Below are 16,705 nucleotides of genomic sequence, written 5' to 3'. Positions count from 1 at the left end.
CGTTCAAGGGGCCGTCGCGCGGGCGCCGGATCGCCGGGCTTCGCGCACGACCTCCTCCGGGGTCGGCGGGTTGGCGGGGTGGTAGCTCAGGCAGAGGGGCGTGCGCAGCTTGGCCGGGCGCCCCGAGCCCTCGCTGGAGAAGTAGAACTCGCCGGCCTTGAGCTTGCCGATGTCGCCGCCCCCGCCCCCGCTCGCCGACAGGATCTCCTGGGCCGCCGCGATGGTGGCGGGCGCGCTCTGGCGGCCGAGGAACTGCGTCGTGCAGTTCGAGACCACCTGGTTGTGGATGCCCTTCGGAACCTGCGTCGCCACGATCATGCCGAGGCCGTACTTGCGCCCCTGCGCCACGAGCTTGATGCCGCTCCCGAGGCTGGGCGCGGCGCGCTGCGCCGGCAGGAAGCCCTGGGCCTCGTCCACCACGTAAAGGCGGCCCCGCGCGGACGGGTTCTTCTTGATCCAACCGAACAGCGTCATCTGGAGGCGGTTCACGAAGTCCTCGCGGGCCGCCTCCGAGGAGAGGCCCGACAGGTTGATCACCGAGATGCGCGTGCGCGCCGGGTCGGGCCCCGCGAACAGGTGGCGCGGATCGAGCACCGTGCCCTCGACCCGCAGGAGCGGGTTCGTGGCAATGGCCGCGTGGAGCTGGTCGGCCATGGCCTGGGCGTGCCGCGGCGCATTGCCGATCTGGCTGATCCCGTCCGGCAGGTCCCCCAGCAGGGACATGAAGGCCGTGAGGTCGCCGCCCCCCGTCTCGGCGAAGCGCCGCAGGGCGTCGGCGAGCACGCCGCGCTGGAGCGCGTTCCGGACGCCCGCCAGGGGGCCGAGGGTCTCGGCCGCCATCTCGATGGCCTGCTGGCGCTCGTCTCGGTCGGTGCCGAGACCGGCGAAATCGGGCAGGACGGAGAGGAACAGCGGGTTGCCGGCATGCAGCCCCGGCGTCCACACCACCACCTCCACCCCTGTGGCGTAGAGCGCGGCCTTCCCGTCGTCCTCCGGGCCGAAGCCCGCCGGCCGCTCGGGCCAGGGCTGCCCGAGCCGCGACAGGTCGTTGTTGGGGTCGATCACGATGGCGGGGATGCCGGCGAGCGCCGCCTCCTCCACGAGGCGGCGCAGCAGCACCGTCTTGCCCGAGCCGGAGCCCGCGATGATCGCGGTGTGGCGCGGCAGCAGGCGCAGCGGCAGGGTCACGACGGGCGCCTCGGGCGTGAGGCGGTGCCCGATCGGGATCGCTTCCGGCGTGGGGCGATTCCCGACCGGGATCGCTTCCGGCCTGCCTCCGGGCGCGTCCGGCCGGGGCGCGCTCGCCTGCGCCTTCACCTCTGGGGCCGCACTCGGCCCGGACACGGCCGGTTCCGGATTCGTCCCGTCCTCCGGCGACCCATCGCCCGTCCGTGGCGCATGGGCGAGGCCCGCCACCCGGAACAGGGCGCTCGTCATCAGCGGCTGCTCGGCCCGGAGCCAGCGCTCGAAGCGGTCGGAGGCACCGTCGGCCTCGGCCTGCGCCCGCAGGTCGCGCAGGCCGACGAAGATCCGCAGGTCCTCGTCGGACGGATCGATCAGCCGGCCGCCAGCCGCCGTGAAGGCGTCGAAGAGCTGCTTCGTCTTGGCCCCGCCCGGAACCGGTCCCCGGCGGGCGATGAGCAGTTCGCGGTCGGGAATGCGGGCCGAGATGCCGGAGGCGGTCAGCGCCGCCCGCAGCCGGGCCTGGAACGCGATGGCGTTCTGGTGCTGGAGCGCCCGGTAGCAGACGTGGCGCTCGCGGTCGTTCTCGTCCCGGTGGATGAAGGTCAGGCGCCCGTGCAGGGGCGGAATCCTCTGATTGGGCTCGCCCTTGCTGGCCACGTCGAGGGTGTCGTCGGGGTCGTCCTCCAGGGCGTAGATGTCGAAGGCGTCGCGCAGGAGCTGGCCGAGCCAGGCATCCTCGTCGCTGTCGATCCCTGCGATGTCGGCCGCGCGGCAGGCCGCCGGGAGGTCGAAGTCGGTGCCGGGTGGTGGCGGTGGCGCCACGTTCGCGTCGATGAGCGAGGTGCAGAGTCCCACCGACTCCGTCGCGAGGCAGTGCCGGCGGAAGGCGTCGCAGCGCATCAGCAGGGTGCGGGGCATCATGCCGAAGGCCGCGGCATCCGCGATCGCCTGCTCGCCGAACGGCCAGGTCGGGGTGGCTGCCGTAAAGCCCGCCTCCGCATAGGCCGGCGCCAGCCGTCCGGCGATCAGGGCGGAGGCGGCCGCGCGCTCGTTCATGCCCGTCAGGGCCTGGGGCTGGCCGAAGCGCTCGCGCATCGACCGCAGGCCCCGCGTCTCGAGGCGGTCCCAGGATTCCTGCAGGCAGGTCACCACCGTCATGCTGCGGTCGCAGACGATGCTGAGTTCGAGGAGCCCCGCCGAGAGAACCTCCGTGAGGCTGGTCTCCGGCTCCAGGCCGTCGCCGCCGGCGAGACGGCTCCCGTCGATGATGCCGTCGATCTGGTCGACGGCGATCAGCGTCGGGCCGCCCAGCGCCATGATCCAGCAGATGCCGCGCACCACCTCGACGGGGGCGGGCGGCGGCGTCCTGAAGCCGAGGGCGGCGCGCTCGGCCGGGTCGGCCTCGTAGCCCTGGAGCCAGGCATGGGCGAGGCCGACGGCAGCGAAATCCTGCGAGCGCAGCAGGCAGAGGGCGCGGAACACGTCGAGATGCTTGAGGGCGCGGCCCGCGTCGACCCGCATCAGGGCCTGGACCAGAACGTCGACGATCCGGCGCGCATCCATGTTCGGCGTGTTGAAGGCCGCCTCCACCTGGGCCTCCACGCCGAAGCGCCGCGCCACGCCCGCCAGCACCGCATCCGATTGCCGGCGTCCATCCGGCATCGCCTGGAGGAGCGCGGTGACGAAGCTCAGCGCCGTGCTGCGCCAGAAATCCGTCAGCCCCAGCACGTCGAGGGGCACGAACCAGGCGCCCCTGCGCCAGGCCTCGCGCCGGAGCTGCCCGACGAGGTGGGTCTTGCCGACGCCGGACTGGCCGACGAGGACGCGGCCCGGCGCCCGCTCCGCGGGCTGGCGCGCCTTGTCGTGCAGGTCGGCGACGATTTCGGGAACGAGCCGCTCGTTGGGGCCGCCGGTCGGCTCGGTGTCGATCCAGATGCTGTCGAGGGTGCGCACCCAGTCGAAATCCACCCGCCGGAGGGCGTCGAGGGCGTCGCTCATGACTGGATCCAGAGGATGTGGAAGGGCTCGCCGGCCGGCGCGTAGGCGGCCGCGCGCTCGGCGGCATCGAGGGATTTCGGATCGCTGAACTGGCTCAGGCGCGCGGTCGCGTCCCCGCGCAGGATCGCCGCGAGGCCCGCATCCAGGGTTTCGCGGTCGAGGTCGGCGAGTTTTTCGCGCAGGGCGCTGAGGCGCACGGCCTTCGCCCGTTCTCCGCCCGTGAGGGCGAGGTAGGCTGACTCGATCCGGGCACGCAGCGCCTTGGCGGTGGGACGCTTCGACGCCGCCCGTTTGGGGGCCGGGCGCTTGAGGGCGGGTTCCGGTTCCGGCTCCGGCGGGGGCGGGCCGACGAGGTCCGCGAGGGTTCCACCGGTGGCTTCGAGATGCCCGTGCAGCCGCTCCAGCCAGTCCTGGAGCACGCGAAAGCTCGGCGGCAGGGGATCGCGCAGATGCGCGCCGGCCCAGGCCCAGCCCTTGTCGGTGACGGTGAGGCGCTGGGAGCGGCCCTGCCGGCGTGCCTCGACGTACCCCGCCTTCAGGAGGGCCTCGCGGTCCAGCTTTGCGATCTTCGGCGTGAGGGCGCTCTGGAGGGCGGTTCCGCAGCGTCCTAGCAGGCACCACAGGACCAGCGCCTGCTTGGGCGTCGGCGTCTCGCTCATGGGCTCGTTTCCCCTCGTGGGCGCCGTCGCAGGTCGACGACGGCGCGAATCTTCTCGATCGCCAGCGGGAGGTCGGCGGCGACCTGTGCGTTGGTCAACCTGAGCACGAGATAGCCGGCCGTCAACAACGTGAAGTCGCGGTGGCGGTCATTGCCGAATTTCGGCTCGGCCCGATGCTCGGGACCGTCGAGTTCCACGACGATGCGGTGATCGGGGCAGAGCAGGTCGACCCGTGGCCGCGCTTCCCAGGGGCCGACGGGCACCGGCGCGTTGCACAGGAACAGGCCCGCCAGGTCGGCATCTTGCGCGAGGGCGGCGGCAACGCGCTGCTCGGCGGCGCTGGCATGATGGGCGCCCGTGGCCGGCGCGATGAAGCGCGCCCCGGCCGCCCGGGGTGGCCGGGCCAGTTCCACGGCCCCGTAGAGGATGCGGTCGTAAGGGGAGGCCGGGGCCGGGGGCACGCTGAGCGCCGCCACATTCGCCGCTCCCTGCCGCATGCACCATTCCAGCGCCTCGATCACGGGGGCCGCCCGCGCGCCCGAGGCCGGGTCGACCGCCCAGACCAGGATGGGGCCGGCGGGTTCGACCGCCCGCAGGAGCCGCGCGAATTCGAGGTTCCGCGCCATGCGCCGGAACCGGGGCGCAAGGCCGACCCGGACGCACTTGGCCGCAGCCTTGCGCCAGGGATCGGGGCTCGCCCCCGGGATGGAGGCGCCGAGATCGTCCGGCGGCCATCCGGCCAGCGCGAGTTCGGCGAGATCGTCGAGGACCCGGTCAAGAATCGCGGCGGTGGGAAGGCCTTCGCCCGCGACGAGGAGCGCGCCGCGGCTGCGCTCGGGAATCTCGTCGAGAATGTCCCCGATGCCGTCCGGGCCGAGACCCAGGACGGTCAGGCGCTCGCCGCGCGCCAGCCCGACGATCCGCTGCGCCAGGATCTCCGGTGCCAGGCGCGGCCAGGAGGCCGGGCGGGAAGGGGGCGTCGCGTCCAAATCAAGTCCGTGCGCAGCCGGTCAGGCGGCACAACACCACCACAGATCGCAGTATCCGTCTATGTCATAAGATAGAGAACGGGATAAGTTCGCTTTAGGGACGAATTCCTGCGGCCATGCGCGGCCCGGATTTCCGGCTCGGCTCGACATCGCGATGCTATGCCGGCTCGGATGAGGTCCTGCATCGGTGCGCCCCTGCAGCCCGGAGGGGTGATTGTCCTCTCCTGCGAGGTGGCAGCCCTATCTCGTTCGATGCGCCCAAGGGTTGTGTCGCGGCCGAGGTCCGGTTCCGCATGGGCGCATCCGCGCGATTGTTTCCTGGCGCGATGGATCGCCGGTCCGCCTTCCGGCGGGTGAAGCCCCGACGGTCCCGTCCGTCTCTCAGGCCGCGTGCACCAATGCAGGCTCGGCCCCGCTCCGCGGCGGGGGCGCCGGCCGGCCGATAAAGTAACCCTGGACCGCGTCGCAGCCGATCGCGCGCAGGAGGGCGAGTTGATCCGAGGTCTCCACGCCCTCGGCGAGGGTGAGGACACTCATGTCCCGCCCCATCTGCGCCACGGCCCGGATCACGGCCAGCGAGTGCTTGTCCTCGAGCGCTGCGGCCACGAAGCTCCGGTCGATCTTGATCCGGTCGAGGGGCAGGTCCCTCAGGTGGGCGAGGGACGAGTAGCCGGTGCCGAAATCGTCCATCGCGATCCGGATGCCCAAGGTCCGCAGGGCCGCCAGCGTGTGGGCGACCTGGCGGCCGTCCTCCACCAGGGCGGTCTCCGTGAGTTCGATCTCCAGGCGGTGCGGCGGCAATCCGCTTCGCGCGAGGGCCTCCGTCACGTGGGCCAGGATGTGCGGCGAGCGCAGTTGCACCGCCGAGACGTTGACGGCGACGTGCTGGTCGGCGGGCCAGCCGGCCGCTTCCCGGCAGGCCTGATCCAGCACCCATTGCCCGATCGGCAGGATGCAGCCGTTCTCCTCCGCCAGCGGAATGAACTCGGCCGGGGAGACCAGCCCCCGGGTCGGATGCGTCCAGCGGATCAGCGCCTCGAAGGCCACGATCGAATCGTCCGCCAGGGACAGGATCGGCTGGTACAGGAGGTGGAACTGACCCTGCGCGAGGGCGCCCCGCAGGGCGTTGTCGAGGTGTCCGCGCTCGGCGATCGCCTCGATCATTCCGGGCTGGTAGGAGATCGCCCGGCCGCGCCCGCGGCGCTTGGCCTCGTCGAGGGCGATGTCGGCGCGCTGCATGAGGTCGTCGGGCCCGGTGCTGTCGCGGAGGCTGCAGATGCCGATGCTGCAGCCGACCACCACCGTCACGCTCTCCAGGGTGTAGGGCCGCTCGACCGCCTGGACGATGCGGTCGGCCAGGGCTTCCGCCCCGGACACCTCGCCCGCCAGCAGCACGGCGAGTTCGTCCCCGCCATGCCGGGCAACGAAGCCGCCGTCGACAAGGTCCCGCAGCCGGTCCGCCACCGCGACCAGGAGCCGGTCGCCGACCGCATGACCGAAGGTGTCGTTGACCGACTTGAAGCGATCGAGATCGATCAGCAGCAGGGCGAAGGGCGCGGCACCCGCATGGCTCGCGAGCAGGCGCTCGCTCAGCGCGCGCCGGTTCGCGAGCCCCGTCAGCGGATCGTGATAGGCGAGTTGCGAGATCTCCTTCTCGGCGAGCCGGTCCCGCGTCACGTCGTCGAAGGTGAGGACCGCGCCGTCCCGGACCGGCTGGCAGGAGATCGCCAGGACGCGGCCATCGTCGAAATGATGCTCGACCCGCGTCTCGCGATCCGCGCGCAGCCAAAGGCGATGCGTGTCCAGGGTCCGGGCGACGCGCGCGGCGTCCCAGCCGTTGGCTTCGCCCGTCACCGCGAGGAAGCGCTCCAGGGACATGCCCACGGCCATCGTTTCCGGCTCGAGCCGCAGCATCCCGCAGAGGCGCTGGTTGTAGAGTTCGATCACCTCGTCGGACGAGATCTTCAGGAGCCCGTTCGACATGTTCTGCAGCGCGGTCGCGAGCACGGTCAGGTGCGCGGCCTCCTGCGCCTCGAAGCGGCGGGTCGCCGCGAGGGCGATCAAAGCGCCGATGATCAGGACCGCGGCGCCCGCCGCCGTCAGGACGCTCAGCGCCATCTGGATGTTCGACGACGCGTCGCTCGCGAGGCGGCCCTCGACGACGGTGCCGGCCAGGGAGGTGAAGTGCGTGCCGCAGACCGCGGCGACGATCAGCGGGCAGGCGATGGCGTAGGACGGCTTGCCGGCGGGCAGGGCGCGCGCGAGGGCCATCAGGGTGGCGCCGACCGCGCAGGCCAGCCCGTTGGCGGCGAGCGACTGCGTCTGCGTACAGCCGTCCAGCGACAGCATGCCGGTGATGTGCATCGCCCCGATCCCGAGGCCCGCCACCCCGCCGAGGAGGGCGCGCGTCGACCGGGCCGCCGGCAGGGCCGAGAGGCCCAGGGGGGTGCCGACGGCCAGGATCGCGATCAGGCCGGAGAGCAGCGTCGTGGAGAGGTCGTATCCGAGGACGATATCGGTCCGGTAGCCCAGCATCGCCATGAAATGCGTCGTCCACACGCCGACGCCGGCGACGATGGCCGTTCCGACGAGCCACTTGCCCCGCCGCCCCGCCGCGGCGCATTCGGCCTTGAAAAGGAGGCGGACCGTCAGCCACGCGCTCAAGGCGCAGATCATCACTGCGGCGAGAACGAAGCTGACCGCCTGACTGCCCAGGAGTGTGACGAGCGTGAGAGTCATGCTCGTCTCATGGACGAGCAGGGCTTTGTGCTTCGTCAACGTTCAGCCTGAACGGTGGGTTAAGGGCTGTGGATCACAAGCGAACGTCGGACAATGCAGATCGGCGATTAGCCCATGTCCTTCGCGGGCCCGTGAATCCCCCGTCCTCCGGGTAAGGCGCCGCGCTGGGCCGTCAGCCAGCGTGCGCATCCTCGTCGCCCGTCCGGTGGACGGCCAGGCCCCACCGGCCCCGGACGAAGGCCGGATCAGTCGTTGGCCGCAGGGATCGACAGCGGCGGCGTCTGCTGGTGTTGCACGACGCGCCAAACCTCGTGCGAGAGGCGCCGGTAGGTGGAGGTGCAATTCGCCTCGTAGGTCTCGTTCTCACGCGAGGCCTTGGCGTTGTAGGCGATGACGATGAGGCCTTCCTGCGGGCGCGAAATTTGGCCCTTGGACAGTTCGATCGAGGACCAGCGCGGCGTGTCGGCGACGGCCTCGATGGCCTGGGCGCCGCTGAGCACGAAGGGCGGCGTCGGCAACACCATTAGGCATTCGTCATCGACCAGTTCCCGGTAATGGTCGGGGTCACCGGTCCAGAGGCTCTTCTCGAACGACCAAACGCGATCATCATCCATCTTGCTTTCCTCGGGTGTCGGATTGTCGAGGATGACGCGGCCGGCGCGAGGTTCGTTCCGTGGGCCGCCCTGCGCGATCGCGTCCCGCCTCGTCCGCGTTAAAGCCAGCGCTCGTCGAGGTCGGTGGCATTGCGCGCGGCGACCGGTTGGTCCGCGTCACCTTCGGCGAAGATCACCACGTCGCCGGGGCCGACATCGCGGGTGGCGTAGAAGTCCCAGCGCCGATGGATCACCCGAGGGCCGCCGAAGATCCGGTAGGCGTTCCAGTAGCGATCGTCCCGGAAGCCCACGTAATGGACGCAGCGCGGAATCGTCGGACGGGTCAGCCATCGTGGCGCATCCGCGGTCGGCGAGGTCGCACCGGCTTGCGGGCGCAGCCTGCCGCGCCATCTGGCGGGACCGCGACACGTCCCCGCCTTCCGCAGGGGCGCACCCGCCCGCAGGTTGCATGGCAACGTTCTTCACGGCCGACACGCATTTCGGTGACGCTCCCCTCGTGCAACGGCGCCGGACGGCCTTCGGCTCCGTCGACGCGCACGACGCGGCCCTGATCGCGCGGTGGAACGCGGTGGTCGGGCCGGACGATTCCGTCTGGCACCTCGGCGACTTCGCTGCCGGGGCCAGTCGCGCGCATTGCGCGGCGGTGTTCGCCCGGCTCAACGGCGTCAAGCGCCTGGTGCGCGGCAACCACGACACCAACCGCGTGCTGGACCTACCCTGGGCCGAGCCGCCGGTGGAGAGCGCACGGATCACCGCGCAGGACGGGCGGGGACGGGCCTGGCGCCTGTTCCTGTCGCATTACCCCCACCGGTCCTGGCCCGGGTTCTGGCGGGAGACGCGCCACCTCTATGGGCACACGCATGCCTGCCTTCCCGATACCAGCCGCGCCTGCGATGTCGGTGCGGATGCCTGGGACTACCGCCCGGTCGAACTGGCGACGCTCCTCGCGCGGCAGGATGGGGCCGACCTCGCGCCGGAGGAAATGGCGGCGCGGGGACTGCGCTGACCGCCCAGTCCCGTTCGGCCTTCGGCCAATGCGCGACCGGGCAGGATTGGCCCGAGGCGTCTGCGCCCCTTCGCGTCAGAGCAGGCGCGGCCGTGGCGCGGGAGCACCGGGATCCTTCTCCCATCCGCGCCGCCCCTCGGCCAGGCCGAACTGCAGGAAATGGATCAGCGGATTGGCGCCATTCGCACGGACGTCGGCATGGGCCGCGAGATAGCCATCCGTACTGAATCCGGCGCTTGGATCACGCCCTTCCTTCCAGCCGATCGTCAGGTAGTGATCGAGCGGGGTTCCCCCGTATTGTTCGACGTCCCTGTACCAATAGAGATAATAGACGGAATCGAAACCCGCCATCGTGGAAGGCTTTCCGGTCTGTCCGGTTGTGCGTTTCAGGCGGAGGGACTTCATGGCGAAAGTCTATAAGGCGCCATGACGAGAGGGGGCAAGGTGCAAGCCGGTCACACCCGGTGAGTTTCGCCCCGAGGCTCGACGATCTCGAAATCAGCCCTCGGCAACAGACACTGGCCTGGGGCCGGAGCCCGCAGATCAACGGTCTGGGGGCTCGGGTCGATTCAGTTTTGGAATCGTCGAGCCCGAACAGAGCTGAGCTTTTGGATGATGATTGACGCGCGTGCCTAAAATCAGCGCCCCGACAACAACCTGTCAGGTCAATATTGCGATCGCTTTTTCTTAAGGATTCGGCGAAAAAGCGCGTCCCTCGGCCAGGCCGTAGTTGAGGAAGTGGAGGAGTGGGCAGATGTCTGCCTCCCTGACGTCGGTGTTGACGGTCAGGTATGCATTGCCATCAAAGCCTTTGCTTGGGTTTATGCCGGCCTTCCAGCCTACGTTCAAGTAATGATCGAGCGCAGATCCCTCGTAATCTGCCACGTCGGGGCACTGAGAGCGGTAATAATCTTCGTCAAAGCCCGGCATCTGTACGATCAAGGGATTGGTTTCGTCGCTCATCGAGGGCTCGCGTTCAGTGGTCATAGGGTCGAGACGATCGGCTTGTCTGTCTAGAGGAATGATTTTGGAAGAGGAAGTGCTTTTGTGATCCTTTGAATCCAGCGGCTAAATCCAGCGGCACCCCCTCCCTATCCGTATCCGTCGGGGGTGATCCCTGGAGGGAAGGGAGGCCGGTGCGAAGCGTCCGGATTCCGTCGGGTCAGACTCAAGGGATGACTCCGGACACCGGGCCGGCCGTATCCATGGTCCACGTCCCGATGGGGCCGGATCGGCAACGAAAACCCGCCCTCGCGGGTCATCTCGATCGAAAAGAGAATTGTTCGCACACTCTGGTTGTTTCGTGGCCGGGTTTCTGTCCCGCAGATACGCCTTCCCGACGAGCGCCGCTGCGGTTTTGGCCGCTCAAGTTCGAGATCGTCGCATGGTCTGGATGCGAGTGGATCAAAGTATCTATTGGATAACGAGAAAAAATCGCCTTATAGGAGAACTGCCTTAGCTCACCGCACAGGGCGAGATCTCGCTTGAAGGGATGACCGGACCATGGTGACACCGACCGCGATCGAGGCCGACATCGTTGCCTCCGAGTCGGGAGGGCTCGACCTGCGCCTCGATCCGGGCGACATGCTGGTGGGCACCTTCACCGGAAAGAAGATCGCTTCTCGGGTCACGGTGCGGTGCGACGGCCGCCACTGGGCGACGGTTCCGGTGGCGAATGTCGAGGGTCTGGCGCGCTTCACGTGTCAGTTGCCACCGATGATCGTTCCGGCCGAGACCGCGGTCGAGGTGCGGGGATCGTCCGAGGAGGCGTGCCTTGCGCGCCTCACGGTCCCGCCGCGCGCGCCCATCGTCAACCAGTTCGGGTTGACGGCCCGCGACGTGCTCGCGGTCCATCCCCTGCCGTTCCAGGCGGCCCCCTGGCTGAGCTTCGACGGCGCCCGCCTCATCATCTCGGGCGAGCACCTGCCGCCCGCGGGAGATCCCGGTGCTCTGCGGGTGGTCTTCGGGCCCGGGGTCGCCTACGAATTCCAGTATCCGCTGCCCTCGATCTCCTTCGGCAATCACTTCTGGTACTGGCCGAACGCCCATCACTCGTCCTTCATGGTGGTCATCGACCTGCCCGCCTGCAAGCCGGGCTCCGATCCGTTCAGCTTCACCTTCGCGTACGACAACGGAAATCCCCTCGACCTCGACGGGCGCCAGGTCGGCGACATCCTGGGGCGGCGGGTCTTCGTCCCGACCCGTCTCGATGCCGGGATCGGGCTTCCCCGCGACAGCAGCCAGCTGACCCGGGTGCAGACCTGGTCCAACGACCAGAGCGTCACATTCACGGGCCATTGCGCCTTCAAGGCCATCGAGAGCCTGCTCGGCCGCTACGGGGTGGCGAACCGCGCCGGCGTCTCCGTGCTCGACTGGGGGTGCGGGCATGGCCGGGTCACGCGCCACTTCATTCAGCAATGGAATGCCGCGCGGGTGTGCGGAACCGACATCGACGACGAGAACATCGCCTGGTGCCGGGCGTATCTGGCGGGCGAGTTCCGCACCACGCCCCTCATGCCGCCGACGCCCTTCGCGGACGGAAGCTTCGACGGCATCTTCGGCATCTCGGTGATGACGCACCTCTCCGCCGAGGTTCAGGCCGCCTGGCTCGACGAGATCGGCCGTCTGCTCAAGCCGGAGGGCGTCGCGCTGATCACCTTCGGCGGGTCGAGTTCCGTCGCCTGGTCGTCGGTCTTTCGCGGGCCGGACTTCTGGCGGCACTGGACCGAGACGGGCTTCGACGATCAGCTGATCGATCCGGCCCTCGAGGGGAAGATTTCCGACAGCACCTACTATCGCCACACGGTGCAGACCCAGGATTACACGCGCCGGGCCTGGTCCAAGCACCTCGATGTCGTCGATGTCATTCCGGATTTCATCGGAAACCTCGATGTCGCCGTTCTGTGCCGGCGCGCCTGATCGGGCCTCCGGATTTCACGCCTCCTGCCGGTCCGGAGGCTCGCGGGCTTCACCCGTGATGCGATGCACCGGCCCGACGGGAGCGGGAAGGCCCCGCTCTCGTCGGGCTCGGGGGCGATTCGCGCCGGCGGGATATCGCTTCGGCTTCAGCGCGCGATCGCGGGGTCGGGTGCGGGCATCGACGTGGACTTTTCCCAGCCGGTCCGGCCTTCGGCCAATCCGTGCTGGAGAAAATGAAGGAGCGGATTGATCCGAATCGCCGCGACGTCCGGGTTCGCGCTTAGGTATCCGCGTGTGCTGAACAGTGTACTGGGATCGTAACGATCCTTCCAGCCGATCAGGAGATAATGCTCCAACGGGCTCAGTTCGTGACTTGCAACGTCTGGATACTGAGATGTGTAATATTTTTCATCGAAAAATCTCAATGTCGGCTTTGAGGAGATTTTTCCGGAAATATTGTTGATTAACCTTTCAAGCATGTGCGGGGTCCCCATGGCGGTCGATTCTCATGAGCGCTGACCGAATGCACATCGAATCTATTACACAACTATGACAAAATGCTTTTCACGATGACGGGAGCGGATGTCGTCCTGCCCTCCGCCCGCGGAACACACGCCCAGGACGAAGACGACTGCGTGTCGAAGTGACGGACCTGCGCGGCGCATCCCGGGCCACCCGGATCTTGATCCCGAGGCAGAGCAAGATCCGTTCCGGATCAGGCCGTCGAGAGAGGCGCGGCCTGCAGAACCCGTCATCGCGTCTCGGGGACCGAGGGCACGCGGCCGGGATCGGGCCGCCCAGGGATCGGGCGGCCACGGCGGGCGGATGCGATCGGGAGCCCGCCACGCGCCGGGGCAGCAGATGTGCGGCACGAAGCCCCAGCCGGTTCCGGCGCGAAGCGAGGGCGGGACGGATCATCATGAATCCGCCCCTGGTCCGGGTCCGGATGCTCCGGGGACCAGGGGCGGCGCGGCGGCTTTCGGCCGCCGGACCTCTGGGGAGACGGACCGATGGGTCCGTCTCCTAGAGACTTGGGATCAGAACCGGTAGGTGAAGTTGCCCTTCACCGCGTAATCCTGGGCGCGGTCACCGACCTGCCCGGTATACGCGACGCCCAGGGTGGTGCCCCGCCCGACGAGGACGTCGAGGCCGGCCTCCGCCACGAGGGCGTCCCGGTCGATCGGCAGGCCGGCGGTCAGGAAGCTCGGGCCGGTGCCGAAGGCCAGGAGGGCCTTCGGAACGACGTCGCCGTAGGCCCGCCGATAGCCGACGAGACCGCGCAGCGAGACCGGAGCGCCGAAGCCGAGGTCGAGGCTCGCCTGGGCGCGCAGGCCCACCGTGGAGGTGCCGATGTCGTAGGTCTGGGCGGCGCCGGTGAGGGCGGCGAACCCGCCTGTCTCGGTCAGGCGATCCCGGCCGATGCTGACGAGGGCGCCCCCCACGAAGGGCTCGATGTAGGCCAGCGCGAAACCGCCCGGTGTGACACCCGGCTGGCCCGCGAAGGCGAAGCGGTAGCCGAGTTCGCCGAAGCCCTGGATGGTGTCGCCGCCGGTGCGCGCGCTCGTGCTGTCGGCCAGCCCGGCGAAGGCGACGCTGCGACGCAGGCGCGCCGAATTGTCGGCGTAGACCGCGCCGAGGCGCAGCGACACCGCCCCGAACTCGTAGCCGCCGTAGACGCCTCCGAACCCGCTCTCGATGGTGCCGGATTGCAGGCTGCCGGGCGTATCGAGCCCCGTGTTGGAATAGCCCCCCGCGACGCCGATCCGGATGCCGTTCTCGAGCCTGGCATCGGCGCCGAGCACGAAGCCGCTGGTCTGGCGCGACAGGCTGGCGGCGTTGCCGTCCGTTCGCGCCTGCCCGAAGCTGCCGAAGCCCTGGCCCCAGACGCCGAACACGCGGGAATCCACCACCCGCATCGGCACCGGAGCGGCCCGGCCGGGCAAGTCGGCGGTGTAGGTGGCCGGCAGCAGGCCGTAATCGGTGGCCTCCGTGGAGCCCGGCGTCGGTCCCCAGCGCAGGCGGTCGAGGATCGCCTCGCGCACGAAGAAGGCGGTCTCGAACTCGGCCGAGACGAGGCTCGCGTGGATGTCCCCGGAGAGGGACTGGAAGGCGCCGCGGGCGCTGGCCGGATCGGTGGTGACCAGGATGGTCTCGTAGATCCGGTTGCCGGCCCCAAGCCCCTCCACCGCGGCGCCGACCGAGGCTTGGTTCCGGTTGGCTCCGACGGACGCGAAGGTGGTGGCGTTGCGCGCCACCGAGAGGTCGACGGTGCTGGCGCCGTAGGACAGGTCCGTGCCGATGAAGGTGTAGCGCGGCGTCGACACGTCGAAGCGCCCGCTGACCCCGCCGGTGGCGGTGAGGATGGTGTAGCGCTGCCCCAGCAGGCTGCGGGTCTCCGATGGGCTCAAGGGGCTGAGCGCGTTCTCCAGGGAGACCGAGACGGTGCCCCCGCCGATCTGCGCCGCGCCCGTGGCGGCGATGCGGTCGCTGCGGCCGGCGGCGACCTCGACGGCGTAGGTCGAACCCGCCGCGAAGGTGACGTTGCCCGCCACGTTGAGGGTGCCGATGGAATTGCCCGGCGCCACGGTGCCGCCCTGGCCGACGTTGAGGCCGCCGACGCGGCCCGAGCCGCCGAGCGTGCCACCCGCATTGACGTTGGCGAGCGAGGTGATCGAGCCGTTCACCGCGAGCAGGCCGCCATTCACCTCGGTGGTGCCCGTGTAGGTGCTGTTGCCGGTGAGCTGGAGCGTGCCGCCGCCCGACTTCGTCAAGCCGCCCGCGTAGGTGCGGGTGAGGAAGGCCTGATCGCGGGCCTGCTTGTAGGTGTACTCGACCCCCTGCTCCTGCGTTGCGTTCGCTGGCAGGCCGTTGGTCCAGCCGCGCTCGGCCTTGGTCTGGATCCAGGCCGCGTGCTCGGCGGTGTCCTCCACGAGGCGCTGGCGCAAGGCCGCGTCGGAGATGTCGTTCGACCAGGTGTCGGAGACGCCCGCGCCGAGATTGGCGTTGAACCGGCCGAGGAACTGGCCGGGGCCGTTCATCGCCCGGCCGAGGTCGATCTTGCCCCAGCCGAAGGTCTCGTTGGGCCGGTCGGCGGGGCCGTCCCCCAGGTGGGTCGCGGTGGTGAGCAGGACGTCGCGGGTCTGCTCGTTGGTCATGTAGGCGAAGCGCTCCATCACCAGGGCCAGCGCTCCGGTGACGTGGGGAGCCGACATCGAGGTGCCGCTCTTCAGGCCGTAGCCGGCCACGCCCGTGGCGCTGGTCACCGTCGAGTAGACGTTGCGCCCGGGGGCGGCGATGCACCAGTACTTGGCGACGCCGCAGCGGTTGAAGGCCGACCCATCCGTCGCGGTCAGGCCCGAGGCGGCGATCCAGCTCTTTTCCAGGTCGGGCTCGAAATAGGGCAGCGCGGCGCGCACGGTCGGGTTGTTCACGCCCGCATTGCCGGCGGCGAAGACCATGATGGTCCCCGCACGGCCGGCTTCCGCGGCGGCGTCGAGCCAGTCGAGCTGGCGCGGAAATTTGGCATAGGCCGAGAACAGGCCGCCCAGGGTGTTGTAGTTCTCAGGCGGCGGCGGGCTGCCCCAACTGCTGTTGATCGCCCGCGCACCCTGCGCGACGAGGTTGCCGTAGGCGCTCTTGAAGTAGTTGTAGTCCTGGTTGGTGCCGTAGATCGAGGAATCGGTGCCGTTGGTGTTGGTGGCGAGCAGCGTCGCGCCGAAGGCGACGCCGTGCATGCCGACGCCGTCGCGGTTGGCCACGATGGTGCCGTCGACATGGGTGCCGTGGTCGTCGTTGACGCCCTGGATCCAGGTGCCGGGCACCGAATAGCTCGATCCGGCGGTGAAGAAGCTCGAGCGCACCCCGGCGGCCGTCTCGTAGCGATAGCCGTCGGCGAGGAAAGTGCCGGTGTTGGTGAGGGCGGTGACACGGCCAGCGAATTCCGGATGCGTGGCGAGGTAGCCCGAATCCACCGACCCCACCACCACGCCCCGACCGGTGATGCCGCGGGCATAGGCCTGATCCGCGTTCATCGAGGCGAGACCGAAATCGGCGAGGTATTCCGGCGTGCGCCAACTCGCGACGTCCCCGATCCGGCCGGGATCCTGATACCCGGTCGTCTGTCCGAGGGCCGCGTGCGAGACGCCCGCACACAACAGGAAGCTCAGCCCGGCGGCGCGCAGGGGCCGCAGACGCGTTGGATTCGACATCGGTGTCCTCAGAATCTTGGAAGGTTTCCTGCCGATCAAAAGGCTATAGCGCGTGCCCATCGCTCCAAGAGTGAAGCGGAACGCGCCTGAATTTGAATCGATTGTTTCGATCGCGTGTTGACAGTCAGATTTGTAGCTTCACGAAATCGCGACGCTCAAGGCGTATTCCGCGTCCGTCTGCGATAGAAATAGTGTGTGGCCGAGACACAACAATCGGCCGGTGCCGGCGCGACTCCCGCCCCACGTCAGCTTGAGCGGCGCGCCTCTCTCACATCGGACGCGGGGCCGTCCGGGAGCCTCCGGGATGGTCTGACCGCTCCTGGCGAGCGCGTCCCCGGCAGGGTTCGCTCGAGGCGATACGCGCGGGTCGACAGTAAAAAAACCCGCC

General features: G+C 69.3%; 12 protein-coding genes. 2 read left to right on the top strand and 10 right to left on the bottom strand.

Translation table 11 applies throughout. The features are described from left to right. Window positions 1-3: 3 nt before the first annotated feature. The 6 genes from MKK58_RS10695 to MKK58_RS10670 form a co-directional block, all read right to left on the bottom strand. The gene (locus MKK58_RS10695; RefSeq protein WP_243912061.1) at window positions 4-3,183 is read right to left on the bottom strand and encodes a helicase HerA domain-containing protein; all 3,180 of its coding nucleotides are present in this window, start codon (window positions 3,181-3,183) and stop codon (window positions 4-6) included. Then, window positions 3,180-3,842, bottom strand: a complete 663-nt coding sequence (locus MKK58_RS10690; protein WP_243912060.1) for a hypothetical protein — start codon at window positions 3,840-3,842, stop codon at window positions 3,180-3,182. The genes MKK58_RS10695 and MKK58_RS10690 overlap by 4 nt, the downstream gene beginning before the upstream one ends. Further along, a complete protein-coding gene (locus tag MKK58_RS10685; RefSeq protein WP_243912059.1) occupies window positions 3,839-4,831 on the bottom strand; it encodes an endonuclease domain-containing protein in 993 nt (330 codons plus the stop codon). The genes MKK58_RS10690 and MKK58_RS10685 overlap by 4 nt, the downstream gene beginning before the upstream one ends. A 381-nt stretch (window positions 4,832-5,212) precedes the next feature. Next, window positions 5,213-7,570, bottom strand: a complete 2,358-nt coding sequence (locus tag MKK58_RS10680) for an EAL domain-containing protein (protein ID WP_243912058.1) — start codon at window positions 7,568-7,570, stop codon at window positions 5,213-5,215. 245 nt (window positions 7,571-7,815) lie between these two features. Beyond that, window positions 7,816-8,184, bottom strand: a complete 369-nt coding sequence (locus MKK58_RS10675; RefSeq protein WP_243912057.1) for a DUF4440 domain-containing protein — start codon at window positions 8,182-8,184, stop codon at window positions 7,816-7,818. Between the two features lie 98 nt (window positions 8,185-8,282). Next, window positions 8,283-8,474, bottom strand: coding sequence for a hypothetical protein (locus MKK58_RS10670; protein WP_243912056.1), 192 nt, complete (start codon window positions 8,472-8,474; stop codon window positions 8,283-8,285). A 158-nt stretch (window positions 8,475-8,632) separates the two neighbouring features. Between MKK58_RS10670 and MKK58_RS10665 the strand changes: the two genes are divergently transcribed. Further along, the gene (locus MKK58_RS10665; protein WP_243912055.1) at window positions 8,633-9,190 is read left to right on the top strand and encodes a metallophosphoesterase; all 558 of its coding nucleotides are present in this window, start codon (window positions 8,633-8,635) and stop codon (window positions 9,188-9,190) included. 75 nt (window positions 9,191-9,265) lie between these two features. On the opposite strand, the gene MKK58_RS10660 is transcribed toward MKK58_RS10665, so the two are convergent. Both MKK58_RS10660 and MKK58_RS10655 read right to left on the bottom strand, forming a co-directional pair. Continuing rightward, window positions 9,266-9,541, bottom strand: coding sequence for a hypothetical protein (locus MKK58_RS10660; RefSeq protein ID WP_313899281.1), 276 nt, complete (start codon window positions 9,539-9,541; stop codon window positions 9,266-9,268). A gap of 336 nt (window positions 9,542-9,877) precedes the next feature. Beyond that, the gene (locus tag MKK58_RS10655; RefSeq protein WP_243912053.1) at window positions 9,878-10,153 is read right to left on the bottom strand and encodes a hypothetical protein; all 276 of its coding nucleotides are present in this window, start codon (window positions 10,151-10,153) and stop codon (window positions 9,878-9,880) included. 540 nt (window positions 10,154-10,693) lie between these two features. Here MKK58_RS10655 and MKK58_RS10650 point away from each other — a divergent pair. Further along, complete coding sequence (locus MKK58_RS10650) at window positions 10,694-12,109, top strand: class I SAM-dependent methyltransferase (RefSeq protein WP_243912052.1); 1,416 nt, start codon at window positions 10,694-10,696, stop codon at window positions 12,107-12,109. Window positions 12,110-12,255: 146 nt separating this feature from the next. Here the strand turns inward: MKK58_RS10650 and MKK58_RS10645 are convergent, their stop codons facing one another. Both MKK58_RS10645 and MKK58_RS10640 read right to left on the bottom strand, forming a co-directional pair. Continuing rightward, complete coding sequence (locus MKK58_RS10645) at window positions 12,256-12,603, bottom strand: hypothetical protein (RefSeq protein ID WP_243912051.1); 348 nt, start codon at window positions 12,601-12,603, stop codon at window positions 12,256-12,258. 543 nt (window positions 12,604-13,146) lie between these two features. Continuing rightward, a complete protein-coding gene (locus MKK58_RS10640; protein WP_243912050.1) occupies window positions 13,147-16,317 on the bottom strand; it encodes an autotransporter serine protease in 3,171 nt (1,056 codons plus the stop codon). Window positions 16,318-16,705: the final 388 nt, after the last annotated feature.

The organism is Methylobacterium sp. J-078 (assembly GCF_022829285.1).
GTDB lineage: Bacteria > Pseudomonadota > Alphaproteobacteria > Rhizobiales > Beijerinckiaceae > Methylobacterium.
Note: the sequence above shows the minus strand (reverse complement) of the source record. Positions and strands in the feature narration are given on the sequence as shown.